The sequence below is a fragment of the Streptomyces koelreuteriae genome, assembly GCF_018604545.1.
GTDB classification, from domain to species: domain Bacteria; phylum Actinomycetota; class Actinomycetes; order Streptomycetales; family Streptomycetaceae; genus Streptomyces; species Streptomyces koelreuteriae.
The window spans coordinates 6,242,724-6,266,165 of the sequence record NZ_CP075896.1 but is presented as its reverse complement, the minus strand read 5'-3'; the positions used below and the strand labels follow the sequence as shown (position 1 = coordinate 6,266,165).

At 69.9% G+C, this 23,442-nt stretch carries 23 protein-coding genes and 1 riboswitch; of the genes, 10 read left to right on the top strand and 13 right to left on the bottom strand.

Annotated elements, in window-relative coordinates; all coding sequences use genetic code 11:
* Positions 1-17: 17 nt before the first annotated feature.
* A complete protein-coding gene (locus KJK29_RS28205; protein WP_215121983.1) occupies positions 18-1,367 on the bottom strand; it encodes an NYN domain-containing protein in 1,350 nt (449 codons plus the stop codon).
* A 39-nt stretch (positions 1,368-1,406) separates the two neighbouring features.
* Positions 1,407-1,646 (bottom strand): hypothetical protein, encoded by a 240-nt coding sequence (locus KJK29_RS28200; RefSeq protein WP_031106126.1) that lies wholly within the window; start codon positions 1,644-1,646, stop codon positions 1,407-1,409.
* Positions 1,647-1,805: 159 nt separating this feature from the next.
* Here KJK29_RS28200 and KJK29_RS28195 point away from each other — a divergent pair, with 159 nt between their 5' ends.
* The 7 genes from KJK29_RS28195 to KJK29_RS28165 all read left to right on the top strand — a co-directional run bounded on the left by KJK29_RS28195 (position 1,806) and on the right by KJK29_RS28165 (position 8,115).
* Entirely contained in the window at positions 1,806-2,558 is a 753-nt protein-coding gene (locus tag KJK29_RS28195; RefSeq protein WP_215121982.1) for a rhomboid family intramembrane serine protease, read from the top strand.
* Positions 2,555-2,836 carry an Lrp/AsnC family transcriptional regulator gene (locus KJK29_RS28190; RefSeq protein ID WP_030848030.1) on the top strand — a complete coding sequence of 94 codons (282 nt, stop codon included), beginning with the start codon at positions 2,555-2,557 and terminating at the stop codon, positions 2,834-2,836. The genes KJK29_RS28195 and KJK29_RS28190 overlap by 4 nt, the downstream gene beginning before the upstream one ends.
* A 108-nt stretch (positions 2,837-2,944) precedes the next feature.
* Positions 2,945-3,256, top strand: coding sequence for a small secreted hydrophilic protein (locus tag KJK29_RS28185; protein ID WP_215121981.1), 312 nt, complete (start codon positions 2,945-2,947; stop codon positions 3,254-3,256).
* Positions 3,186-4,700, top strand: a complete 1,515-nt coding sequence (locus KJK29_RS28180) for a sensor histidine kinase (protein WP_215124497.1) — start codon at positions 3,186-3,188, stop codon at positions 4,698-4,700. The genes KJK29_RS28185 and KJK29_RS28180 overlap by 71 nt, the downstream gene beginning before the upstream one ends.
* Positions 4,697-5,356: a response regulator transcription factor gene (locus KJK29_RS28175; protein WP_215121980.1), complete on the top strand. Its 660-nt coding sequence runs from the start codon at positions 4,697-4,699 to the stop codon at positions 5,354-5,356. The genes KJK29_RS28180 and KJK29_RS28175 overlap by 4 nt, the downstream gene beginning before the upstream one ends.
* Positions 5,357-5,494: 138 nt before the next feature.
* Positions 5,495-6,910 carry an SLC13 family permease gene (locus tag KJK29_RS28170; protein WP_215121979.1) on the top strand — a complete coding sequence of 472 codons (1,416 nt, stop codon included), beginning with the start codon at positions 5,495-5,497 and terminating at the stop codon, positions 6,908-6,910.
* 11 nt (positions 6,911-6,921) lie between these two features.
* Positions 6,922-8,115 (top strand): glycerate kinase, encoded by a 1,194-nt coding sequence (locus tag KJK29_RS28165; RefSeq protein ID WP_215121978.1) that lies wholly within the window; start codon positions 6,922-6,924, stop codon positions 8,113-8,115.
* On the opposite strand, the gene KJK29_RS28160 is transcribed toward KJK29_RS28165, so the two are convergent.
* The 6 genes from KJK29_RS28160 to ctaE all read right to left on the bottom strand — a co-directional run bounded on the left by KJK29_RS28160 (position 8,070) and on the right by ctaE (position 15,151).
* Entirely contained in the window at positions 8,070-9,437 is a 1,368-nt protein-coding gene (locus KJK29_RS28160; RefSeq protein WP_215121977.1) for an aminotransferase class V-fold PLP-dependent enzyme, read from the bottom strand. The genes KJK29_RS28165 and KJK29_RS28160 overlap by 46 nt on opposite strands.
* 133 nt (positions 9,438-9,570) lie before the next feature.
* A riboswitch (SAM riboswitch) is annotated at positions 9,571-9,687 on the bottom strand.
* Between the two features lie 74 nt (positions 9,688-9,761).
* Positions 9,762-10,826, bottom strand: a complete 1,065-nt coding sequence (gene trpD, locus KJK29_RS28155; RefSeq protein ID WP_215121976.1) for an anthranilate phosphoribosyltransferase — start codon at positions 10,824-10,826, stop codon at positions 9,762-9,764.
* A 124-nt stretch (positions 10,827-10,950) separates the two neighbouring features.
* On the bottom strand, positions 10,951-12,573 hold the full coding sequence (gene qcrB, locus KJK29_RS28150; RefSeq protein WP_215121975.1) for a cytochrome bc1 complex cytochrome b subunit: 1,623 nt from the start codon (positions 12,571-12,573) through the stop codon (positions 10,951-10,953).
* The gene (gene qcrA, locus KJK29_RS28145; protein WP_215121974.1) at positions 12,570-13,640 is read right to left on the bottom strand and encodes a cytochrome bc1 complex Rieske iron-sulfur subunit; all 1,071 of its coding nucleotides are present in this window, start codon (positions 13,638-13,640) and stop codon (positions 12,570-12,572) included. Before qcrA ends, qcrB begins: the two co-directional genes overlap by 4 nt.
* Positions 13,637-14,449 carry a cytochrome bc1 complex diheme cytochrome c subunit gene (gene qcrC / locus KJK29_RS28140; protein WP_215121973.1) on the bottom strand — a complete coding sequence of 271 codons (813 nt, stop codon included), beginning with the start codon at positions 14,447-14,449 and terminating at the stop codon, positions 13,637-13,639. The genes qcrA and qcrC overlap by 4 nt, the downstream gene beginning before the upstream one ends.
* An 81-nt stretch (positions 14,450-14,530) precedes the next feature.
* Positions 14,531-15,151, bottom strand: coding sequence for an aa3-type cytochrome oxidase subunit III (gene ctaE / locus KJK29_RS28135; protein WP_215121972.1), 621 nt, complete (start codon positions 15,149-15,151; stop codon positions 14,531-14,533).
* A gap of 145 nt (positions 15,152-15,296) precedes the next feature.
* Between ctaE and KJK29_RS28130 the strand changes: the two genes are divergently transcribed.
* Positions 15,297-15,698: a response regulator gene (locus KJK29_RS28130; RefSeq protein WP_215121971.1), complete on the top strand. Its 402-nt coding sequence runs from the start codon at positions 15,297-15,299 to the stop codon at positions 15,696-15,698.
* Positions 15,699-15,774: 76 nt separating this feature from the next.
* On the opposite strand, the gene KJK29_RS28125 is transcribed toward KJK29_RS28130, so the two are convergent.
* The 4 genes from KJK29_RS28125 to ctaC form a co-directional block, all read right to left on the bottom strand.
* Positions 15,775-17,037, bottom strand: coding sequence for a L,D-transpeptidase (locus KJK29_RS28125; RefSeq protein ID WP_215121970.1), 1,263 nt, complete (start codon positions 17,035-17,037; stop codon positions 15,775-15,777).
* A gap of 144 nt (positions 17,038-17,181) precedes the next feature.
* Positions 17,182-17,580, bottom strand: a complete 399-nt coding sequence (locus KJK29_RS28120) for a cytochrome c oxidase subunit 4 (protein ID WP_215121969.1) — start codon at positions 17,578-17,580, stop codon at positions 17,182-17,184.
* Positions 17,577-19,313, bottom strand: a complete 1,737-nt coding sequence (ctaD, locus tag KJK29_RS28115; RefSeq protein WP_215121968.1) for an aa3-type cytochrome oxidase subunit I — start codon at positions 19,311-19,313, stop codon at positions 17,577-17,579. Before ctaD ends, KJK29_RS28120 begins: the two co-directional genes overlap by 4 nt.
* Positions 19,310-20,275, bottom strand: a complete 966-nt coding sequence (gene ctaC / locus KJK29_RS28110) for an aa3-type cytochrome oxidase subunit II (RefSeq protein ID WP_215121967.1) — start codon at positions 20,273-20,275, stop codon at positions 19,310-19,312. Before ctaC ends, ctaD begins: the two co-directional genes overlap by 4 nt.
* A 287-nt stretch (positions 20,276-20,562) precedes the next feature.
* Here ctaC and KJK29_RS28105 point away from each other — a divergent pair, with 287 nt between their 5' ends.
* The gene (locus tag KJK29_RS28105; RefSeq protein ID WP_215121966.1) at positions 20,563-21,942 is read left to right on the top strand and encodes a cysteine desulfurase/sulfurtransferase TusA family protein; all 1,380 of its coding nucleotides are present in this window, start codon (positions 20,563-20,565) and stop codon (positions 21,940-21,942) included.
* 85 nt (positions 21,943-22,027) lie between these two features.
* On the opposite strand, the gene KJK29_RS28100 is transcribed toward KJK29_RS28105, so the two are convergent.
* On the bottom strand, positions 22,028-23,002 hold the full coding sequence (locus KJK29_RS28100; RefSeq protein ID WP_215121965.1) for a carbohydrate kinase family protein: 975 nt from the start codon (positions 23,000-23,002) through the stop codon (positions 22,028-22,030).
* 132 nt (positions 23,003-23,134) lie between these two features.
* Here KJK29_RS28100 and KJK29_RS28095 point away from each other — a divergent pair, with 132 nt between their 5' ends.
* The gene (locus KJK29_RS28095; protein ID WP_215121964.1) at positions 23,135-23,344 is read left to right on the top strand and encodes a hypothetical protein; all 210 of its coding nucleotides are present in this window, start codon (positions 23,135-23,137) and stop codon (positions 23,342-23,344) included.
* Positions 23,345-23,442: the final 98 nt, after the last annotated feature.

Here is a 23,442-nt window from a genome sequence, read left to right as displayed (position 1 = left end):
ATCGCCCGTAGGGGCGCCTAGGACCGCGAAAGGCGCCTGAGGAGCATCGCCGAGGCCACCGGGCGGGCACCGGCCCGGGCCACTCCGTCGGCGACCTCGCGGTCCGTGGACGCCACGATGACCGGCCTTCCGGGTGGTTCGGCGCGCACCAGTTGACGGATGAGTTCGTCGGCGGTGACGCCCGGCTTCGAGAACAGCACCCGTACGCCGCGCGGCGGCGCCAGCAGGACCGGTGCGGCCAGTTCGGCGCCGTCGAAGACGCACGTCACCTCGGCGCCGCTCTGCGCCGCCAGTTGGGAGAGCTGCCCCAGCAGCCTGAGGCGCTGCTTCTCCAGGGGCATCTGCGGATAGCCGGTCTTGGTGACGTTGTAGCCGTCGACGACCAGATGCGCCTGCGGCAGCGCCAGGAGCTGGTCGAGGACCTGCGGGTCGTCCTCGGAGAGGGCGCGGGCGGCGATGTCCTTCGGGGTCATCCGGCCCGGCTCGACGGCGTCCACGGTCTCGGCGGGCCGCACCGACACCGGCGGCAGGGCCAGTTCGCGCCGGAGCCCCTGGGTGGCGTCCAGCAGGGTGTCCAGCAGCAGCCGGACCCGCATGTCCTCCACGCTGCGGCCCTCGCGGGCCGCCCGGCGCGTGGCCTCCAGGGCCGCCTCGGTCTCCCCCAGCCGGGCCTTGAGCCGCCGGCTCTCGCTCTCGGCGGCGGACACCTGGGCGTGCCCCTCGGCGCGGACGGCCTCCATCTCGCCGTGCGCCTTGCGCAGGGCCGCCTCGCCGCGCTTGACGTCGCTGAGGGCGGCGCGGAGCTTGCGGTGCAGCGACTCGGTTTCCTTCTTGGCCGATTCCAGCTCCATGCGCAGCCGCTCGGTCTCGGTCCTGGTGTGGTCACGGGCCCGGGCCAGCTCCTCACGCAGTCGCTCCAGCTCGGCCCGGCTCTCCTCGTCGGCCCGCTCGGCGTCGGCCCGCTGGGCCTCCTCGCCGGCCGCGGTCACCAGCTTCACCCAGTCGGTGGGCCGCAGTACGTAGGCCGCGGCCGCCACGTCGAGCGGGTCCGCGGCCGGGGGCGGGGAGCCTGAGTCGAGGGCGCCGGCGAGTTCCGGCTGGGCCTCTCTGAGCTTCTCCCCGATGCGCTGACGGAACAGCGGGTCGGACTCCAGCGCCGAGGCCATGGCATTGCCGGCGAACTTGGCTCTGCGGTTCGGGGCGAACCGGGCGTACTGCCTGAGCTGTGCGGGCAGCTCGCCGACCGTCAGCGCTCCGAAGCCGTCGGAGACGATCTGCACGACCCTGCGGCGCACCCCGTCGGGCAGCGGACGGTCGAGCACCTCGGCGGCGCCGTCGCCCGGCCCCCCGCCTGTGGTCTCCACCATCCGTCACACCCCTATGCCTGTGCGGGGGCCCTGCTCCCCTCAGGAGCCGGCGCCCGGCCTGTCCACGAGTTCCACCTGGTCCACCGCGTTGCACCAGCGGCAGCGCACCGACTCGATGGTCTCACTGAGCACGTCGCGCTCCTCGACCTTCGGCTCTCCGGCCAGGTCCAGGTGGACGTACTCGACGACCTTCGACGAGCGGGTCACGTCGAAGCGCGTGAGGTTGCCGCAGAGGGTGCAGCGCCACCGCGTCTCGGCGGTCGGCAGGGGAACCGTCATCGTGGCCTGTTCTCTTTCCTTCTAGTGTCCGTGACGCCACCGGCTTCCCCGGTGCGTGTGGCTCGTAACCCTACGGCCTGCGAGGTCCTCGTCGCCTGCGTGTCCACGGCGGCGAGGCGGTCTGTGCGGTTGCGTCCGGTTACGTCATGCTCTGTAGCCATGATCAGCAAGTGGAGTGCGTCGATCGCCCGGGCGAGCGGATCGATCAGGGGTTCGTCGGCGCCGGTGACGTACTCACTGATCGCCCTGTGCTGCACGGTCTTCCTGGCCGGGCCCGCCTCGGGCATCGGCCCGGCGTACGGCTCGGGCGACGATCTGCTCGCCGCGCAGCGGGCCTACTTCCGGCACTGGGGCGTGATTCCCGCAGACCTGTTCGAGGCATCCCCCGGGGCGGCCCTCACCCCGGTGACGGCCCTCTTCGTCCACGGCACCTGGGTGCACCTGCTCGGCAACATGCTCTTCCTCTACGTCTTCGGGGCGATGACCGAGGAGCGGATGGGGCGGGTGCAGTTCACCCTGTTCTACGTAGGCTGCGGCTACCTGGCCCTGCTCGGGTACGCCGTCGCCAACGCGGATTCCGAGCAGTCCCTGGTCGGTGCCTCCGGGGCGATCTCGGCGGTCCTCGGCGCGTTCCTGTACCTGTTCCCCCGTGCCCGGGTGACCAGTCTCCTGCCGTTCCTCTTCTTCCTGCCGGTGCGCTTCCCGGCCTGGGTCGTGCTGCCCTTCTGGGCGGCGCTGCAGTGGCTGGCGGCGGGGCGGGCCCCGGAGGGGCCAGGGGTGGCCTACCTCGCCCACCTGGTCGGCTTCGGCCTGGGCTTCTGCTACGCCTCGGTCCGCTACGGCCGTCCCACCGGCCCTACTAGAGTGAGGAAAGCCCCTGCACCGGCCCCCGAGGGAGAGAACCAGCCGTGATCACCGCGATCGTCCTGATCAAGACCAGCGTGGACCGGATCCCCGAGATCGCGGAGTCGATCGCGGCGCTGGACAGCGTCAGCGAGGTCTTCTCGGTCACCGGCACCTACGACCTCATCGCGATGGTCCGGGTGAAGGAGCACGAGGACCTCGCCGAGGTCATCCCCGGCCGGATCAGCAAGATCCCCGGCGTCGAGGGCACGGACACGCACGTGGCGTTCCGTACGTACTCGCAGCACGACCTGGAGGCGGCGTTCTCGATCGGGCTGGACAACTAGGGCTCGCGGGGCCGACCGGAGGGCCCGGCGGCCCGACCGGCTCCGGATGAAGGGTTCTTCATCCGGGGTTCATCATCCGCGGCGGGTTCCGTCCGCAGGATCGGGCGCATGGCATTCTCCCGTCGTATGGCCGCCCTCTCCGCGGTCGTGCTGATCCCCCTGGGCATCGCGGCGACCAGCTACGCCCTCGCGGACAGCCCCCGGTCGCCGAAGGTCCCGTCCCAGCAGGTGGAGCTGGACAGCGGCACACCCACCCCCACCTCCACGCTCGGGCCCACCCCGAAACCCACGCCCGGCGACGAGGTCGTCTCGCGGCCTCCGGTGACCGACAGCTCGGCTGGTGACGATGATGACGACGACAGCGGCCAGGGCAACGGGGACGACGGACCCGGCGACGACGGACCCGGCTCCGACAACTGACCCCGGCCGGCGGCGGGTCTCCGCCCGGGTCCGCATCCTGCTCTGGCTGCTGCTGGTGATGGCGGTGGCGCTCGCCTCGGTCGCCATGACCACCCGCTCCTTCCTGCTGCGGGACGTCGACAACCGGATCAACCGCCTGCTCACCCAGGAGACCGGCGAGTTCGCCAACTTCGAGGAACGGGGCGGGGATCCGCAGACAGGCCGCCCGTTCACCGACGCGAACCGCCTGCTGACGGTGTTCCTGGAACGGCAGTACCCCGACGCGGACGAGGAGCTGATCGGCCTGGTCGGCCGGGCGGGCGGCGACCCCCGGCAGATCCGCCAGCGGCACGACCTGCCCGTCGCCCTGCCCCTGCACCGGGATCCCGCCGCCAAGCGCGCCGTCTTCGACTCGCCCGAGTCCTCCGGGGTGCTCCGGCGTCCCGAGGGCGAGATCCGCTGGGCGAAGGTCACGGTGGCCCAGCAGGGCCGGGCGCCGGAGGCCGCGTTCGTCGTCGCCTTCCACCCGGAACGCGAACAGGCCCGGGTGAACGACATGTTCCGCATACTGCTCGTCATCTCCGGGGTCGCCCTGCTGCTGACCGTCGGCATCGCCTGGGCGGTCGCCGGGCGGATCCTCAAACCGGTGCGGGTGGTGCGCAGCGCGGCGGCGCAGCTCACCGAGCAGGGGCTCACCCGGCGGATCCCGGTGCACGGCAACGACGACATAGCGGCCCTCGCCGTCACCTTCAACGGCATGCTCGACCGGCTGGAGCGGGCCTTCGCCGCGCAGCGCGAGTTCGTCGACGACGCGGGGCACGAACTGCGGACCCCCATCACCATCGTGCGCGGCCATCTGGAGCTGATGGGCGACGACCCTGCCGAACGCGAGGAGACCGTCCGGCTCGTCACCGACGAGCTGGACCGGATGAGCCGCATCGTCGAGGACCTGCTGCTCCTCGCCAAGGCGGAGCGCCCCGACTTCGTCACCCCCGAGCCGGTCCAGGTCGCCGAACTCACCGCCGATGTCTACGTCAAGGCCCGCACCCTGGGCGAACGCGACTGGCAGCTCGACGGGGTCGCCGACCTGGAGGCCGAGCTGGATCCGCAGCGGATCACCCAGGCCATGGTGCAGCTCGCCCAGAACGCCGTGCAGCACACCACCACCGGCCAGACCATCCGCATCGGCTCCCGCACCGAGGGCCCGGACCTGGAGCTGTTCGTGGCCGACACCGGCCCCGGGGTGCAGCCCCAGGACGCCGAGGTCATCTTCGAACGCTTCCGGCGCGGCACGGCCCGCCGCGGCACCCGGGGCTCCGGCGCGGGCCTCGGGCTGTCCATCGTCAAGGCCATCGCCGAGGGCCACCGGGGGCGGGTACGGCTCTACGACCCGCCCGGTGGCGGCGCCGGCTTCGCCCTCGTCCTGCACCACGCACCCCGGGCACCGGAAGGGGACCCCTCGTGAACCGCATCCTCATCGTCGAGGACGAGGAGCGCATCGCCTCCTTCGTGGAGAAGGGCCTGCGCTCCAACGGCTTCACCACGACCGTCGTCACCGACGGCGACGCGGGGTACGAGTACGCCCTGACCGGCGGCTTCGACCTCGTCGTCCTGGACATCGGGCTGCCCGGCCGGGACGGCTTCACCATCCTGCGCGAGTTGCGGGAGGCGCGGGTGTCGGTGCCGGTGATCGTGCTGACCGCGCGGGACTCCGTACGGGACACGGTGGCCGGCCTGGAGGGCGGCGCCGACGACTGGATGACCAAGCCGTTCCGCTTCGAGGAGTTGCTCGCCCGGGTGCGGCTGAGGCTCCGTACGGCGGCGCGGGCGCCGGAGGTGACGGTGCTTCGGTCGGGCTCCCTGAGCCTCGATCTCCGTACCAGGCGTGCGCGGTCCGGGGAGCGGACGGTTGATCTGACGGCGCGTGAGTTCGTGCTGCTGGAGCTGTTCCTGCGGCATCCCGGGCAGGTGCTGTCGCGGGAGCAGATCCTGTCGCATGTGTGGGGGTACGACTTCGATCCGGGATCCAACATCGTGGATGTGTATGTGCGGACGCTGCGGAAGAAGTTGGGGGCGGAGCGGGTGGAGACGGTGCGGGGGATGGGGTATCGGGTGCCGTAGTGCCACGTCGTCGAGTTGGCCGGGTGCGGGCTCGTTGTGGCTGGTCGCGCAGTTCCCCGCGCCCCTGGGGCACCGTAGTGAAGGTTCCTTCATGTGGAACTCATCGACGACTCACCGCCCGGGCGAATCCTCGATGGCGTGACCCTGAATCTGCGCTCCACCATCGCCTTGTGCGTGGCGCTGTCGTTGTGTGCGCTGCTCGCGATACCCGTGAACTTCCCGGGACTCGGCGGTGACGCCCGATTCACGCTGGGCGTGTTCGTGCTGGCGACCTGTGCGTGGATCGGGACGTCGATCGACGACACCTATATCGCGCTGGGTGCCGGGCTCGCGCTCACGGTGACCGGGGTGATCAGCAGTGACACCCTGTTCGGCACGCTCGGGGACGACACGGTGTGGCTGCTGATCTGCGCGTTCGTGCTGGCGGCGGCGGTGAGTCGGACCGGGCTCGCGGGCCGGGCGGCGGTGTTCCTGGTCAGTGGGGCACGCACCGTACGGCAGCTGGTGCACCTGACGACGGCCGCGCTGGTCGTCACGGCGTTCGCGGTGCCCGCCACCTCCGGCCGGGCCGCGCTCGCGCTGCCGGTGTTCCTGGCCCTCGCGAAGGTTCTCGCCGACCGGAAGCGACTGGTGGTGATGCTGGCGTTGCTGTTCCCGACCGTGATCCTTCTGTCGGCGGTGGCAACACTGATCGGTGCGGGCGCGCATCTGATCACCGTGTCGGTGCTGTGGGAGACGACCGGGCAGCACATCGGCTTCACTCAGTGGCTGCTGCTGGGGCTGCCGCTGGCCGTGGCCTCGTCCCATCTGGCCGCCGAGCTGGTGCTGCTGACGACGACCCGGCGGGCGGATCGCCGGGGCCCGGTCAGCATCGCCCCGGAGCAGATCCAGCAGCACAGCGAGCAGCCGGTGACCGGCCCCTGGAGCCAGGCCGAGAAGCTCTGCGCCCTGCTCCTGGCCACGGTGGTGCTGCTGTGGTGCGCTGAGCCGCTGCACCGGGTGCCACCCGCCCTGGTCGCGCTGATCGGCGCCGTCATCGCCTCCTCCCCCGCGCTCGGCACCGTCCGTCTGAAGGACGCCCTGAAGACCGTCCCCTGGTCGCTGCTGCTGTTCATGGCGGCGACGATGGCGATGGGCGTCGCGCTCGCCGACTCGGGGGCGGCGAAGTGGCTGGTCTCGGGGCTGCCCACGGGTGAATCGCCGGTGCTGTTCCTCGCGATCGTGATCGCCGTCAGTACGGCGGCCCATCTGGTCCTGCAGTCCCGTTCGGCCCGTTCGTCGGTGCTGGTCCCGCTGGTGGTGGCCGCCGCGATCGGCGTCGGGGTCAACCCGGTCGCCGCCGCGCTCGCCTCCACGGCCGCCGCCGGCTTCTGCCACACCCTGCCCGCCTCGGCCAAGCCGGTGACGCTCTTCGCGCAGGTCCCCGGCACCCCCACCTACACCCCGCGTGACCTGCTGCGGCTGTCCGCGTTCCTGGCGCCGCTGACCGCCGCCCTCGTCCTGCTCTTCGCCGTCGCGGTGTGGCCGCTGCTCGGCGTGTCCGTCACCCGTTGAGGAGAGTCCTGATGCTGACCCGTGTCGTCGTAGCCCCCAGTGGCTTCAAGGAGTCACTGTCCGCGGAGGCGGCGGCCGACGCCATCGCCGCGGGCGTCCGCCGTGTCCTGCCCGACGCCGAGATCGACCTGGTTCCGCTGGTCGACGGCGGCGAGGGCACGGCCCTCGCCCTGGCCGCGGCGACCGGCGGCCGGCTCGTCACCGTGCCCGCCACCGGCCCCGTCGGGGACACCATCGGCGCCCATTTCGCCCTGCTGGGCTCCGGGGACACGGCGGTGGTGGAGATGGCGGCGGTCGCGGGCCTCTCCCTCGTCCCGCGCGACCTGCGCGACCCGGGCGCCACCACCACCTACGGCGTGGGCGAGCTGATCCGCTCCGCGCTCGACCTGGGCGTCCGGCGGATCCTCGTCGGCTGCGGCGACTCGGGCACCTCGGACGGCGGCGCGGGCGCGCTCCAAGCGCTCGGGGCCCGGCTCCTGGACGAGGAGGGCCGGGAACTGCCGCATGGTGGAGCCGCGTTGGCGCGTCTGCACCGCATCGATCCGCGGGGCCTGGACTCCCGGCTGGCGGAGGTGGAGCTGCTCGTCGCCTGCAACCCCTACAACGTGCTGTGCGGCGAGCGGGGCGTCGCCCGGGTCTTCGGCCCGCAGAAGGGCGCGACGCCGGTTCAGGTCGAGGAGCTGTCGGCCGGCCTGGAGAACTGGGCGTTCGTCCTCACCCGCGATGTCGCCGTCCCGGACACCGATCTCCGCTCCGGTCCCGGCACGGGGGCCTCCGGCGGTCTGGGCGCCGGTCTCGCCGCCCTGGGCGCGCGTCTCCTCCCCCGTTTCGACGTGCTGCTGAACCATCTCGACCTGGACGCCCGGCTGGCCCGCGCCGACCTGGTCGTCACCGCCGAGGGCGCCCTGGACCACCAGACACCGCGCGGCAAGGTCCCGGCCGAGGTGGCCCGCCGGGCCAAGCTCCACGGCCGCCCGGTCCTGGCCCTCGCGGGCACCCTCGGCGAGGGCGCGCACGAGGTGCCGGGCGTGGACGCGTGCAGCGGCATCCTGCCGGCGCCGATGGCCCTGGCGGAGGCCCTGATCCGGGCCTCCGAACTCCTCACGGACGCGACCGAACGCGCCCTGCGGATGATCGTCCTGGGCGCCCGGCTACCGGCTCAGGCGGAGGTGTCCGGGACGCAACGGCCGTCCTCCGTGCGGTAGTTCCACCGCGCGCCGTCCTGGACCAGCTCCTTGACGGCGCTCACGAACCGGTCGACGTGCTCGTCGGGCGTGCCCGCGCCGAAGCTCACGCGGATGGCGTTGAGGGACTTCTCGCCGGGAGCCGCCTCCGGGGCGCCGCACTCGCCCTGGGTCTGCGGGTCGCTGCCCAGCAGGGTCCGCAGGAGGGGGTGGGCGCAGAACAGCCCGTCGCGCACCCCGATGCCGTACTCGGCGGAGAGGGCGGCGGCGAAGTGGGAGCTGTTCCAGCCCTCGACGACGAAGGAGAGGACACCGACGCGCGGGGCGTCGTCCCCGAAGAGGGAGAGGATCCGGACCTCCGGCACCTCGGCGAGGCCCGTACGCACCTTCTCGATCAGGTACCGCTCGCGCGCGACCAGGTTGTCGAACCCGGCCTCGGTGAGCGCCGCGCAGGCGGAGGCGATGGCGTAGGCGCCGATGACGTTCGGGGAGCCGGCCTCGTGCCGGGCGGCGCTCTCGTGCCACTCCACGTCGACGCCGCCGTCCGTACGCCGCGCGACCTTGCGCGAGGCACCGCCGCCCGCGAGGTAGGGGTCCGCCTCGCGCAGCCAGTCGGACCGGCCGGCCAGGACACCGGAGCCGAAGGGCGCGTACAGCTTGTGCCCGGAGAAGGCGACCCAGTCGACGTCGAGGTCCCGGACGGACACCGGGTGGTGCGGGGCGAGCTGGGCGGCGTCCAGCACGATCCGCGCGCCATGGGCGTGCGCGGCCGCCGCGAGCTCCCGTACGGGCCACAGCTCGCCGGTGACGTTCGAGGCGCCGGTGACGCAGACGAGGGCCGGGCCGTAGGGCTCGCGGTCGGCGAGGGCGCGCTCCAGGGTCTCGACGGCCTGGCGCGGGCTGCTCGGGGCGTCGAGGTAGGTGACGCGCGCGTTCCGCCAGGGCAGCAGGGAGGCGTGGTGCTCGGTCTCGAAGACGAAGACCTGGCAGTCGGCCGGGAGGGCGGCGGCTAGGAGGTTCAGGGAGTCGGTGGTGGACCGGGTGAACACCACCTGGTCGCCGTCCCGGCAGCCGAGGAAGTCCGCGACGGTCCGCCGGGCGTTCTCGAAGAGGTCGGTCGAGAGCTGGGACAGGTACCCGGCACCGCGGTGGACGCTGCCGTAGTACGGCGCGTAGGCGGCGACGTCGTCCCAGACGCGCTGGAGCGCCGGGGCGCTGGCGGCGTAGTCGAGCGCGGCGTAGGTGACCTCGCCGCCGGTCACGAGCGGCACGGTGACATCCCGGCCGAGAACGGGCAGCGAGGCACAAACGGACCGGTCGGCGGCAGCGGTGGAGACAGACATGGGGGAACTCCCGTGAAGGCAGGTGGAATCCGCCCGCGAGCGCATGCGGCTCGAGCGGGGGCGAAGGAAAAAGGGGGTGCGGAGGCGGGGCTCTGCGGCCCTATCGCATTCGCTGGTTCACGAGAAACTCCTCGTCACGCGCTTGCCACAGACCTCGCTGCCTGCGGCCTGGTCTTCACCCGGGGCACCCCGCCACGGACGGAGGGTTGCCGGACAGTCGGCCGGGGCCTCATGACTGTCACTCATGACCTGATCAGGAAAGTACGGGAAAAGATCGGCGTCCCGCAACCCGAGTCCGGATCGCGGGACGCCGTACGAAATCCGCTAGGCGTTGCTCGCGGCCACCCAGCGCTCCAGAGTCCGCTTCGCGGCCCCTGAGTCGATCGACTCCGCGGCCTTCGCCATCCCGGCACGGACCTGGTCGGCCAGCGGTGCCGCCGTCGGCTCCAGGGCCACCAGCGCGGCCGCCGAGTTCAGCAGGACCGCGTCGCGGACCGGGCCGGTCTCGCCCTCCAGCAGACGGCGGGCGACCTCGGCGTTGTAGGAGGCGTCCGCGCCGCGCAGGGCCTCCACGGGGACCAGTTCGAGGCCCACGTCGCGCGGGTCGAAGGGCTCCTCGGTGACCTTGCCGTCGCGGACGATCCACACCCGGGAGGTGGCGGTGGTGGTCAGTTCGTCCAGGCCGTCGTCGCCCCGGAAGACCAGGGACGAGTTGCCGCGCTCGGCGAAGACGCCCGCGACGATCGGTGCCATGCGCGGGTCCGCCACACCGACGGCCTGGGAACGCACCCGGGCCGGGTTGGTCAGCGGGCCGAGCGCGTTGAACACCGTACGGATGCCGAGCTGGCCGCGGGCCGCGCCCGCGTGGCGCAGGGCCGGGTGGAACTTCACCGCGAAACAGAAGGTGATCCCGGCCTCCTCGGCGACCTCCGCGACCCGGTGCAGGGGCAGCTCCAGATTGACGCCGAGCTTCTCCAGCACGTCGGAGGCCCCGGACGCCGAGGACGCGGCGCGGTTGCCGTGCTTGACGACCTTCGCGCCCGTGCCGGCGACGACGATCGAGGACATCGTGGAGATGTTGACCGTCTTGGCGCCGTCACCGCCGGTGCCGACGATGTCGACCGTCGCCCCGGGCACCTCGATCACATTGGCGTGCGCGTACATCGTCCGGACGAGGCCGTTGATCTCCTCGACGGTCTCGCCCTTGGCCCGCAGGGCCACCACGAAGCCCGCGATCTGCGCCTCGGTCGCCTCGCCGCGCATGATCCGGTCCATCGCCCAGGCGGTGTCGTCCGCGCTCAGGTGCCTGCCGTCCAGCAGGCCGTTCAGCAGGGCGGGCCAGGAGCGGCCCGCCGCGGTGTCGCCTCCAGCGGGGGTCACAGCGCTCATCAGCCGCTCCTGGGTCGTCGTACGTCGCGTAAAGCAGTGGTCCCACCCTATCCAGCCCCGGGCACCACGAAGGGCCCCGTCCGAACACCGGACGAGGCCCTTCTGTGGCGTGGCGAAGCAGCGATCAGTGGTGGCCGTGGCCGCTCGTGATCTCCCGGTACTCCTCGGGGGTGGGCTTGGGGATCTGGGCCCCCTCGCCGAAGTAGGACTCGCTGAGCTTGGCGCGCAGCTTCTCGGAGCCCTTCACCTTGCGCTCGACACCGTTCTCGTCGGTCGTCGCACCGATCTCGGCCGGCTGGTACTGCTCGTGCGCGGTGAGCGTGTACATCTGCTCCTGGCTGAGCGGCTCGTGCACCTCGATGAACTCACCGTGCGGCAGGCGCTTGATGATGCCCGACTCACGGCCGTGCAGCACCTTGTCCTTGTCCCGGCGCTGCAGGCCGAGGCAGATGCGCTTGGTGACGATGAACGCGAGGACCGGTCCGACGAAGAACCCGATCCGGACGAACCAGGTGACCGCGTTGATCGACAGATGGAAGTGCGTGGCGACGATGTCGTTGCCACCGCCGATCAGCATGATGATGTAGCCGGTGATCCAGGCGACACCCACACCGGTACGGGTCGGGGCGTTGCGCGGCCGGTCCAGGATGTGGTGCTCGCGCTTGTCCCCGGTGACCCACGACTCGATGAACGGGTAGAGGGCGATGATCCCGAGGAAGACACCGAAGAGCACCAGCGGGATGAACACGCCCAGGACCAGTGTGTGGCCCCAGAAGTTGACCTCCCAGCCAGGCATCGCGCGGATCAGACCCTCGGCGAAGCCCATGTACCAGTCGGGCTGGGCACCGGTCGACACCTGGTCGGGACGGTAGGGGCCCAGGACCCAGATCGGGTTGATCGTCGCGATGCCGGCGAGGGCCGCGATGACACCGAAGACCAGGAAGAAGAAGCCTCCGGCCTTGGCCATGTAGACCGGCAGCAGCGGCATGCCGACGACGTTCTTGTTGGTCCGTCCGGGACCCGCGAACTGGGTGTGCTTGTGGTAGAAGACCAGGATCAGGTGGCCGACCACGAGCCCGAGCATGATGCCCGGCAGCAGCAGGATGTGGATCGAGTAGAACCGGGCGACGAAGTCGGTGCCCGGGAACTCCCCGCCGAACAGGAACATCGAGATGTACGTGCCCACGATCGGCACGGACAGGATCGCGCCCTGCGTGAAGCGGACACCGGTGCCGGAGAGCAGGTCGTCCGGGAGCGAGTAGCCGGTGAAGCCGGTGAACATGCCGAGGACGAACAGCAGGAAGCCGAACATCCAGTTGATCTCGCGCGGCTTGCGGAACGCGCCGGTGAAGAAGACGCGCATCATGTGCACGAACATGCCGGCGAGGAAGATGATCGCCGCCCAGTGGTGGATCTGCCGGATCAGCAGACCGCCGCGGACGTCGAAGCTGATGTCCAGGGTGGAGGCGAACGCCTCCGACATCAGCTGCCCCTGGAGCGGGACGTAACTGCCGTGGTACTCCACCTCGTTCATCGACGGGTGGAAGAACAGCGTCAGATACACACCCGTGAGGATGATGATGATGAAGCTGTAGAGGCAGATCTCACCCAGCATGAAGGACCAGTGGTCCGGGAAGATCTTGCGCATGTTGGCCTTGGCCAGGGAGTAGATCCCGAGGCGGCCGTCGGCCCAGTCGGCGACCCGCTCACCCGCGGGTGCCTTGCGGCGTGTCTGTGCAGTGCTCATCCGCGCTCCCAGAAAGCAGGGCCGACGGGCTCGTCGAAGTCGCCGAGCGCCTCAAGATAGCCCTCGTCGTTCACGCCGATGCGGAGCTGCGGCAGGGCGTGACCGGCGGGACCGAAGATCACTCGGGCACCGTCGGAGAGGTCGAAGGTGGACTGGTGGCAGGGGCAGAGCACGTGGTGCGTCTGCTGCTCGTACAGGGAGATCGGGCAACCGACGTGGGTGCAGATCTTCGAGTACGCGACGATGCCCTCGTGCGACCACTCGAGCTCGCGCTTGTCCTTGATGTTCTCCGGCTGGATCCGGACGATCATCAGGGCGGCCTTGGCGATCTCGTTCTGGAAATCGTGGTCGTGCTCCTCCAGGCCCTCGGGCTTGGCGAAGGTCAGCGAACCGACCGCGACGTCCGAGGGACGCAGCGGCTCGTCCGTGTTCATGTTGACGAGCAGCTTGCCCTTGGACCACAGGGTGTGGCGGAGCTTGGTGCCGGGCAGCGGGCCGAGGTCGCGCAGCAGCACGACGCCGGAGAGCGGCACCAGCGTGAGCGCGCCGAGCATGGTGTTGCGGATCAGCTTGCGGCGGCCGAGCGCCGACTCCTTGGCGCCCTGCTTGAAGTCCGCGAAGACCTTCTCGCGGACCTCGGGCGTCGCCGCGATCGCGTGCCGCTCGTCGGCGACCTCCACGTCGGACATCAGGGTGCGCGCCCAGTGGACGGCGCCCGCGCCGATGCAGAACAGCGCGATGCCGAGCGTCATGCCCAGCGCGAAGTTCAGCGCGCTGATGTGACCCAGCGGGAAGATGAAGACCGACTTGTCGACCGGGATCGCCACGAACGCGGCGATGAAGGCGACGGTGGCCAGCATCGACACCGTGAACAGCAGGGCGACCGTACGCTCGGACCGCCTGGCGGCCCGCTCGTCGATGTCCTGGATCCGGTGCTCGTGGGGAGGCAGGCCCGGGTCGGCGAAGGGGTGCTTGTCGTCCGGGACGCTCACCGCGTCGTGCCCGTGCTCGTCACGTCCCGCGTGCTCGGCGGGCAGGTTCTCTTCTGGAATGTCTTGGCTACTCATGACTTCTTGGCCTTTGCGGTCCGGGCGGCGACCCACACGGCGACGGCGATCAGTCCGCCGAGACCGAAGATCCAGCCGAACAGGCCCTCGCTGACCGGCCCGAGGCCGCCGAGCTCGAGGCCGCCGGGGCTCTCGGTCTGGTCGCTGTTGACCGCGTCGAGGTAAGCGATGATGTCCTTCTTGTTCTTCTCCGACAGCGTGGTGTCGGGGAAGGACGGCATGTTCTGCGGGCCGGTCTGCATGGCCTCGTAGATGTGCTTCGCGGAGACGCCCTCGAGGGTCGGCGCGTACTTGCCGTGCGTCAGCGCGCCGCCCTTGCCGGTGAAGTTGTGGCACTGCGCGCAGTTGGTGCGGAACAGCTCACCGCCCTTGGCGATGTCGGCGCCCTCGGGGCCGTACTGCTCCTCCGTCGGAACGGACGGACCGGCACCCAGCGAGGCGATGTACGCCGCGAGCTGGTCGATCTCGGCCTGCGAGTAGATGTTCTTCTTCTTCGGGACCTGCGGGCCCTGCGAGGTGGCGGCCGGCATACGGCCCGTGCCCACCTGGAAGTCGACCGATGCCGCGCCCACACCCACCAGGCTCGGCCCGTCGGAGGTGCCCTGACCGCCGGTGCCGTGGCAACTGGCGCAGCCGACCGAGTAGAGCTTCTTGCCCTCCTCGATGGTGAGGGACTGGGCGGTTTCGTCGGCCTTCGCCGGGCTCGTCGGTGCGAACACGGCATACAGCCCCCCGGTGCATGCCAGCGCGAGGAGTAGGACGACGAGCGCCGCCAGCGGGTGGCGTCGTCGTGCGGAGAGCTTTTTCACGGATTACCCCGGTGTCAGGATCTTCTGCGTCGATGCTTCTGGGATGCGCGCTTCATGGAGCACGCGTGGATGCGGGCCCTGCTACTTGATCATGTAGATCGTGGCGAAGAGGCCGATCCAGACGACATCGACGAAGTGCCAGTAGTAGGACACGACGATCGCGGCCGTCGCCTGCTCATGGGTGAACCTGCTGGCCGCGTAGGTCCGGCCGAGGACCAGCAGGAAGGCGATGAGGCCGCCCGTCACGTGCAGGCCGTGGAAGCCGGTCGTCAGGTAGAACACCGAGCCGTAGGGGTCGGAGGACAGGGACAGGCCCGCCTCCTTGACCAGCTCCGTGTACTCGAGGACCTGACCGCCGATGAAGATCGCACCCATCACGAAGGTGACGATGAACCACATCCGGAGCTTCTTCACATCACCGCGCTCGGCGGCGAAGACGCCGAGCTGGCAGGTGAGGGAGGAGAGCACCAGGATGGTGGTGTTCGCCGCCGAGAACGGGAAGTTGAGATGGCCGGCCATCTCCTTCCAGTGCTCGGCACCGGTCACCGATCGCAGGGTGAAGTACATCGCGAAGAGGGCCGCGAAGAACATCAGCTCGGAACTCAACCAGATGATGGTTCCGACGCTGGTGAGGTTCGGCCGATTGACCGACGGGTGCGCGTGCCCGGTTTCTGCTGTCGTTGCTGTCGCCACGACCGACATTATGTCGGTCGCTTATCCCGCCCTCACTCCGGGGGGTGCCGTTCGGAGTGTCTTCGCCTGTCGTACCGGTGTTGACGTGGTGTTCAAGGGAGTAGCATCCCGCCCATCGGGCCTGTCCTTACGACGCTGACGTCACGGAGGAACAATGCAGCCGACCGCCACGGTGCTGGTCTACAGCGACAACTCCAACACCCGCGAGCAGGTGCGGCTGGCCACGGGACGGCGGCCGGCGCCGGATGTTCCCGTGGTGGAGTTCCTGGAGTGCGCGACCCCGGACGCGGTGCTCAGGGAGCTGGACCGGGGCGGGATCGATGTCTGTGTGCTGGACGGTGAGGCCGTGCCGATGGGCGGCATGGGGGTCTGCCGGCAGATCAAGGACGAGGTGTTCCACTGCCCGCCGGTGTTGCTGCTGATCGGGCGGCCGCAGGATGCGTGGCTGGCGACCTGGAGTCGGGCGGAGTCGGCTGTGACGCTGCCGGTGGAGCCGGTGGAGTTCGCGGCCGCGCTGGCTGCTTTGCTGCGGGAGAAGAAGGCTCTGAACGCCTGAGGGCTCGGGGCTGCCGGTTGTGTGGCGGGTGCGGGTGTGTGGGGGTTGTTCGCACAGTTCCCCGCGCCCCTTCAGGTCAGATGCTCTGAGGGCGTAGACGGGCCCTGTCGGCCTCTGCGGGGCCGTCCGGGGTGCCGCCGAGGAGGGCGCTGCCTGTGCGCCACTTCTGCCAGTCGAGGTTCCAGTCGCCGAAGCCGTTGCCGAAGGGGGCCATGGTGTCGCCGCCGGAGTTGATGACCTTGACGATGTCGCCCTCGCGTACGGTGTCGTAGAACCAGGCGGCGTTCTCGGTGCTCATGCCGGTGCAGCCGTGGCTGACGTTGGCGGCTCCCTGGGAGCCGACCGACCAGGGGGCGGCGTGGACGTACTCGCCGCTGTTGGTGACCCGCACCGAGTGGTGGACGATCAGGTCGTAGAAGTCCGAGGCGCCGATGCTGGCGCTGGTCATGCGGACGGTGCCTTCCTTGGCCAGGACGACCTTGACGCCGTTGCGCGTGTCGTAGCCGGGCATACCGGTGGTCACCGGTATCTGGCGGATGATCTCGTCGTTCTTGTAGACCGTCATCTGGTGGGCCGAGGCGTCCGTGACGGCTATGAGCTTGTCGGCGGTGCTGAAGGTCAGCGGTTTGGCCTTGCCGCCGCCCCACAGCCGGTCGCCGATCTTGATGCCCTCCAGGTTGCTGCGGACCTGGACGGTGGCCTGTGCGGGCCAGTAGTCCTTCGGGCGGTAGTGGAGCTTCTTCTCGTCCACCCAGTGCCAGGCGCCGTCCACGGCGGGCATGGAGCTGACCTTGAGCGCGCGTTCGACGACGGCCCGCTGGGCCCTGTCCTTGACGGCCCGGCTCAGCTCGGCGGTGACGGGCTGGCCGACGCCGTAGGTGCCCGTCCTGGGGCCGAAGGTGACGTCCAGGCGCTTCTTGGTGGTGGGCTTGCCCGTGTCGAAGGTGAGGACCTTGCGGCCGGGCGCGCCGTCCTCGTCCTCGGTGCTCACCCGGACCGTGTAGCCGGCGTTGGCGGCGAGCGGCGCGGTGCTGTGCCAGCGGCTGCCGTCGGCGGCGAGTTCGCCCGCCAGGTAGCGTCCGGTGGCGTCGTAGGCCGTGACGTCCGTGATGCGCCCGTCGGAGTCCTCGGCGACCACTTCCAGGGGCTTGTCCGGGTCGGCCTTCTCGCGGCCCTCCACGGGGCCGTTGAAGGAGATCTGGTCCGCCGCGTCGTAGGGACGGTGGGAGAGCGGGTTGCCGTCCGCGCCGCAGGCGGTGGTGACGCCCGCGCTGAGGGCTATCACCAGCAGCGTGCAACCGACGACGGTGCGGGGCCGGGGTATCGCTGAGTGGCTCATGACCTCACGCTAGGAAGGCCCGTCAACGGCGGCACGCCGAGAGACTCGTACGAGTGACACATATTGCGGCGGAAGGGCGGCATGCGGCAGGGGCCCGGACGCTCCTCGCGGAGTGTCCGGGCCCCTGTGGCATTTGGGCGCGTGTTACTGGGTGCGGTTCTCACCGCGGTAGTACTCGAAGACCCAGCCCCAGACGCCGATCAGGATGATCGGCAGGGAGAAGTACATCAGCCACCAGCCGATGGCGACCGACAGGAAGGCCAGGGCGCCGCCGATGGCCAGGGACAGCGGCTGCCAGCTGTGCGGGCTGAAGAACCCGACCTCGCCGGCGTCGTCCGCGACGTCCGCCTCCTTGTTGTCCTGTGCGCCGACGTCGACCCGCTTGGCCGTGAAGCCGAGGTAGAAGCCAATCATGATGCACAGGCCGAAGGTCATGAAGAGGGCCGTGGTACCTACCGGCTCCTTCGACCACACGCCATAGACGACCGCCATGACGAGGACGAAGAAGCTCAGCCACATGAACATCTTGCCCTGGATCTTCACTTGCCGGCCTCCTTGCCGCCGGCGAGGGCCTTCTCGCCGTGCCCCGCGTTCTCGAGCTGGTCGAGAGCGGCGATCTCCGGGTGGTGCAGGTCGAACGCCGGGGATTCGCTGCGGATCCGCGGCATGGTGATGAAGTTGTGGCGCGGCGGCGGGCAGGAGGTGGCCCACTCCAGGGAGCGGCCGTAGCCCCACGGGTCGTCGACCTCGACCGTCTTGCCGTACTTGGCCGTCTTCCACACGTTGTAGAAGAACGGCAGGATCGACATGCCGAGCAGGAACGAGCTGATCGTCGAGATCGTGTTCAGCGCGGTGAAGCCGTCGGCCGCGAGGTAGTCCGCGTAACGGCGCGGCATGCCCTCGGCACCCAGCCAGTGCTGGACCAGGAACGTGCCGTGGAAACCGATGAACAGCGTCCAGAAGGTGATCTTGCCGAGGCGCTCGTCCAGCATCTTGCCGGTCCACTTCGGCCACCAGAAGTGGAAGCCGGAGAACATCGCGAAGACCACGGTGCCGAAGACGACGTAGTGGAAGTGCGCGACCACGAAGTACGAGTCGGAGACGTGGAAGTCCATCGGCGGCGAGGCCAGGATGACACCGGTCAGACCACCGAAGGTGAAGGTGATCAGGAAGCCGGTCGCCCAGAGCATCGGTGTCTCGAAGGACAACGAGCCCTTCCACATCGTGCCGATCCAGTTGAAGAACTTCACACCGGTCGGGACCGCGATCAGGAAGGTCATGAAGGAGAAGAACGGCAGCAGCACACCGCCGGTGACGTACATGTGGTGGGCCCACACCGTCACGGACAGACCCGCGATCGCGATGGTCGCGCCGATCAGACCCGTGTAACCGAACATCGGCTTACGGGAGAAGACCGGGATGACCTCGGAGATGATGCCGAAGAACGGCAGCGCGATGATGTACACCTCTGGATGGCCGAAGAACCAGAAGAGGTGCTGCCACAGCAACGCCCCGCCGTTGGCGGAGTCGAAGATGTGGGCGCCGAACTTGCGGTCCGCCTCCAGGGCGAACAGCGCGGCCGCGAGGACCGGGAAGGCGAGCAGGACCAGCACACCGGTCAGCAGCACGTTCCACACGAAGATCGGCATGCGGAACATCGTCATGCCCGGGGCGCGCATGCAGATGATCGTGGTGATGAAGTTGACCGAGCCGAGGATGGTGCCGAAGCCGGAGAAGGCCAGACCCATGATCCACATGTCGGCGCCGATGCCCGGGCTGCGGACGGCGTCCGAGAGCGGGCTGTAGGCGAACCAGCCGAAGTCGGCCGCGCCCTGCGGGGTGAGGAAGCCACCGACCGCGATGAGCGAGCCGAAGAGGTACAGCCAGTAGGCGAACATGTTCAGCCGCGGGAACGCCACGTCGGGCGCGCCGATCTGCAGCGGCATGATCCAGTTCGCGAAGCCGGCGAACAGCGGCGTCGCGAACATCAGCAGCATGATCGTGCCGTGCATCGTGAACGCCTGGTTGAACTGCTCGTTCGACATGATCTGCAGACCCGGCCGGGCCAGCTCGGCGCGCATGAACAGCGCCATCACGCCACCGATGACGAAGAAGGCGAACGATGTAATCAGGTACATCGTGCCGATCGTCTTGTGGTCGGTCGTCGTCAGCCACTTGACCACGACACTGCCGCGGTTCTGGCGCCTGACCGGCAACTCGTCCGCATAGTGGGACCCTGCTGCCGCGGCACCCTGGGGTTCGTTGAGGATGCTCACAGGTTGTTCGTCTCCCGGTTCTTCTCGTGGCTCGTCTGCGCGATGCCGGCAGGAACGTAACCGTTCTGCTGCTTGTCCACGAGGTCCTTGAGGTGCTGCTCGTAGCGCTCGGGGGAGACGACCTTCACGTTGAACAGCATCCGAGAGTGGTCGACGCCGCAGAGCTCGGCGCACTTGCCCATGAAGGTGCCCTCCTTGTTGGGGGTCACCTCGAAGGCGTTGGTGTGGCCCGGGATGACGTCCTGCTTCATCAGGAACGGCACCACCCAGAAGGAGTGGATGACGTCACGCGAGGTCAGCACGAAGCGGACCGTCTTGCCCTTGGGCAGCCAGAGCGTCGGACCGGGGTTGCCGTTCTGCGGGTTCCGCGTACCGGGGGTGCCGCAGTCGTAGGCGCCGCCGGCGTTCGCCGGGAAGTCTTCCTTGAACCGGTCCGGGATCGCGTCCAGGTCCTTGGAGGTCTTGGCGTCACCGGTGGAACCCGCGACGGGCTCGATGTAGTTGAAGCACCAGCTCCACTGGAAGCCGACCACGTTGACCGTGACGTCGGGCTTCTTCTTGAGGCTGAGCAGCTCGGACTCGTCACGGGCGGTGAAGTAGAACAGCACCGAGACGATGATGAGCGGGACCACGGTGTACAGCGCCTCGATGGGCATGTTGTACCGGGTCTGTGGGGGAACTTCGACCTTGGTGCGGCTGCGCCGGTGGAAGAAAGCACTCCACAGGATCAGACCCCACACCAGCACGCCAACGGCGAGCGCAGCCGCCCAGGACCCCTGCCACAGGGAGAGGATCCGAGGAGCCTCTTCCGTGGTCGGGGTGGGCATACCAAGGCGGGGGAAGTCTTCCCAGTTGTACGAGCAACCGGTGGCTGTCGCCAAGACCAGGCCCGCGGTCAGTGCCTGCAGCAGCTTCCGCCGCATCGGGCGCCGCGGCGAGCGGTCGGAGCCGTTGGGACTCACGTAGCGCCTTCCCGAGAGTCTCGCCCGCGCGGATCGGCTGCGGCCTGGCCTTCTCGCTGGTCGGTCGCCGCCCTGCGTCGGGCAGGGGTTTGGATGTTTATGCGGACCAAACCCTAGCCGACGCCCTCCGGGGGTTCTCTAGGAGGGGTGCCTAGTGGGGTGGGGTGTTCGCTTGATTGGCGGGTGCGGCGGTCGTTGTGGCTTGTCGCGCCCCGCGGCGGAGCCGCAGATGTCTCAGGCCCGTGCCCCTTGGGGCATCTCCCAGCTGCACGTTCTAGCGTTGCTGTGTGGCCTACTTCGATGCTGCTTCTGGTGCTCCGCTTCATTCTGTTGCCCGGCAGGCTCTGCTGGCCTCCCTTGATGAGGGGTGGGCGGATCCGGCGCGGTTGTACAGGGAGGGGCGGCGGGCTCGGATGCTGTTGGACGCCGCTCGGGAGGCCGCTGCCGAGGCGGTGGGGTGCCGGGTGGACGAGCTGGTGTTCACCTCGTCCGGAACGCGTGCGGTGCATACGGGGATTGCGGGGGCGCTGGCCGGGCGGCGGCGGGTCGGGCGCCACCTGATCGTGTCGGCGGTCGAACATTCTTCTGTCCTCCATTCGGCCGAGGTGCACGAGTCGGGCGGCGGGTCCGTCACCGAGGTGCCGGTCGACCGGGGCGGGGCGGTGGACCCGGCGGCGTACGGCGACGCCCTGCGCGCGGACACCGCGCTGGCCTGTCTCCAGTCGGCCAATCACGAGGTGGGCACGGAGCAGCCCGTCGCGGCGGTGGCCGGACGGTGCCGGGAGGCCGGGGTGCCGTTGCTGGTGGACGCCGCGCAGTCGCTCGGCTGGGGGCCGGTGGAAGGGGACTGGTCGCTGCTCACGGCCAGTGCGCACAAGTGGGGTGGGCCGTCCGGGGTCGGGCTGCTCGTCGTGCGCAAGGGTGTGCGGTTCTCGGCGCAAGGGCCGGTGGACGAGCGGGAGTCGGGGCGGGCGCCCGGTTTCGAGAACCTTCCGGCGATCGTGGCCGCGGCCGCTTCCCTGCGGGCCGTACGGGCGGAGGCCGCCGCGGAGGCCGCGCGGCTGCGGGAGCTGACGGAGCGGATCCGGGCCCGGGTACCGGGGCTGGTGCCCGACGTCGAGGTGGTCGGGGACCCGGTGCGCCGGCTGCCCGGGGTCGTCACCTTCTCCTGTCTCTATGTCGACGGGGAGGCTCTGCTGCACGAGCTGGACCGGGAGGGTTTCTCCGTCTCGTCCGGATCGTCCTGCACGAGCAGCACGCTGACGCCGAGCCATGTGCTGCGGGCGATGGGCGTGCTGAGCGAGGGCAATGTGCGGGTGTCGCTGCCGGTCGGGGCGGCGGAGGAGGATGTGGAGCGGTTCCTCGCCGTACTGCCGGGGGCTGTGGCGGGAGTGCGGGAGAAGCTGGGGGCGCCGGTCTCCGGGGCGGTGGTGCGGGAGGCGGACGTCCTCGTCGTGGACTCCCTGGGCAAGCGGTGCCCGATCCCCGTGATCGAGCTGGCGAAGGTGATCGGCGATGTGCCGGTGGGGGGCCTGGTCCGGGTCCTGTCCGATGACGAGGCGGCGCGGCTGGACATTCCCGCGTGGTGCGAGATGCGGGGCCAGGAGTACGTAGGGGAGGAGCCGGCGGACAAGGGAACGGCATACTTGATCCGCCGGGTGAGCTGAGAAACCCAGGGGCGCGGGGCTGTATCGATGTGCGGCTCCGCCGCGTGGGCGCGACCAGCCCCCACGCCCCTGAACTCGGCAACGGTCAGGCCAGATGCCCCTGAACCTCGGTCGCCGCCTCGTCGCCGTACGCCTTGGTGAATCGCTCCATGAAGTGCCCCCGCCGCAGCTGGTACTCCTGCGTCCCCACCGTCTCGATGACGAGGGTCGCCAGCATGCAGCCGACCTGCGCGGCCCGCTCCAGGGAGACACCCCACGCCAGGCCCGACATGAAGCCCGCGCGGAACGCGTCGCCGACGCCCGTGGGGTCGGCCTTGCGCTCCTCGTCCGGCGTGCCGACCTCGATCGGGTCCTCGCCGACCCGCTCGATGCGGACGCCGCGCGCGCCGAGGGTGGTGACGCGGTGACCCACCCTGGACAGGATCTCGGAGTCGCTCCAGCCGGTCTTGGTCTCGATGAGGCCCTTCTCGTACTCGTTGGAGAAGAGGTACGTCGCCCCGTCCAGCAGGATGCGGATCTCCTCGCCGTTCATCCGGGCGATCTGCTGGGAGAAGTCGGCGGCGAACGGGATGGACCGGGAGCGGCACTCCTCGGTGTGGCGGAGCATCGCCTCCGGGTCGTCCGCGCCGATGGAGACCAGGTCGAGTCCGCCGACCCGGTCGGCGACGGTCTTCAGCTCGATGAGGCGGGCCTCGCTCATGGCGCCCGTGTAGAAGGAGCCGATCTGGTTGTGGTCGGCGTCGGTCGTGCACACGAAGCGGGCGGTGTGCAGCGTGTCGGAGATACGGACGGAGTCGGTGTCGACGCCGTGCCGGTCGAGCCAGGCGCGGTACTCGTCGAAGTCCGCGCCCGCGGCGCCGACCAGGATCGGCCGGGTGCCGAGCTGACCCATGCCGAACGCGATGTTCGCGGCGACGCCGCCGCGGCGGACGTCGAGCTTGTCGACCAGGAACGACAGCGAGACCGTGTGCAGCTGGTCCGCTACGAGCTGGTCGGCGAAGCGACCGGGGAAGGTCATGAGGTGGTCGGTGGCGATGGAGCCGGTGACTGCGATGCGCACGGCGTGGATTCTCCTGAGGGAGGCGGGCCTTGACACTTCACGCTATCGGGTGGACGGGCCGGCGCTGAAGGCAGCGAAACTACCCGATAGTAGATCTTTCTCCGCGAGCTCGAGCGTGCCTACGGTGCGGCTATGACGAACCTCAAGGTCCAGGTACCCGTTCCGGTCGACCTCGAAGGCGATCTCGCCTCGCTGCCGGGTGACGGGGCGCGGATGGCTCCCCACTGGGCGGCTCCCGACCGCATCGCCTCCCGGCCCGTCTCGCCGGCCCTGATCCACGGCGTGACCGTACCCACGGCGTCGGCCCGGCTGCTCGACGCCATGTCGGACTACGGGGACTGACCGGCCCCCCGCGGGAACCGTGTGCTCCCCCGCTGCGTCCCATCGCTGTCCCCCGTAAAGGGGAGGCGGGATACGACCCACCAGCCGCCCGTGAGTGA

Coding starts and splice junctions, on each gene's coding strand:
- KJK29_RS28205 (WP_215121983.1), bottom strand. CDS start 1,367: ATGGTGGAGACCACAGGCGGGGGGCCGGGCGACGGCGCCGCCGAGGTG.
- KJK29_RS28200 (WP_031106126.1), bottom strand. CDS start 1,646: ATGACGGTTCCCCTGCCGACCGCCGAGACGCGGTGGCGCTGCACCCTC.
- KJK29_RS28195 (WP_215121982.1), top strand. CDS start 1,806: ATGATCAGCAAGTGGAGTGCGTCGATCGCCCGGGCGAGCGGATCGATC.
- KJK29_RS28185 (WP_215121981.1), top strand. CDS start 2,945: ATGGCATTCTCCCGTCGTATGGCCGCCCTCTCCGCGGTCGTGCTGATC.
- KJK29_RS28180 (WP_215124497.1), top strand. CDS start 3,186: ATGACGACGACAGCGGCCAGGGCAACGGGGACGACGGACCCGGCGACG.
- KJK29_RS28165 (WP_215121978.1), top strand. CDS start 6,922: ATGCTGACCCGTGTCGTCGTAGCCCCCAGTGGCTTCAAGGAGTCACTG.
- KJK29_RS28160 (WP_215121977.1), bottom strand. CDS start 9,437: ATGTCTGTCTCCACCGCTGCCGCCGACCGGTCCGTTTGTGCCTCGCTG.
- trpD (WP_215121976.1), bottom strand. CDS start 10,826: ATGAGCGCTGTGACCCCCGCTGGAGGCGACACCGCGGCGGGCCGCTCC.
- qcrB (WP_215121975.1), bottom strand. CDS start 12,573: ATGAGCACTGCACAGACACGCCGCAAGGCACCCGCGGGTGAGCGGGTC.
- qcrA (WP_215121974.1), bottom strand. CDS start 13,640: ATGAGTAGCCAAGACATTCCAGAAGAGAACCTGCCCGCCGAGCACGCG.
- ctaE (WP_215121972.1), bottom strand. CDS start 15,151: ATGTCGGTCGTGGCGACAGCAACGACAGCAGAAACCGGGCACGCGCAC.
- KJK29_RS28130 (WP_215121971.1), top strand. CDS start 15,297: ATGCAGCCGACCGCCACGGTGCTGGTCTACAGCGACAACTCCAACACC.
- KJK29_RS28125 (WP_215121970.1), bottom strand. CDS start 17,037: ATGAGCCACTCAGCGATACCCCGGCCCCGCACCGTCGTCGGTTGCACG.
- KJK29_RS28095 (WP_215121964.1), top strand. CDS start 23,135: ATGACGAACCTCAAGGTCCAGGTACCCGTTCCGGTCGACCTCGAAGGC.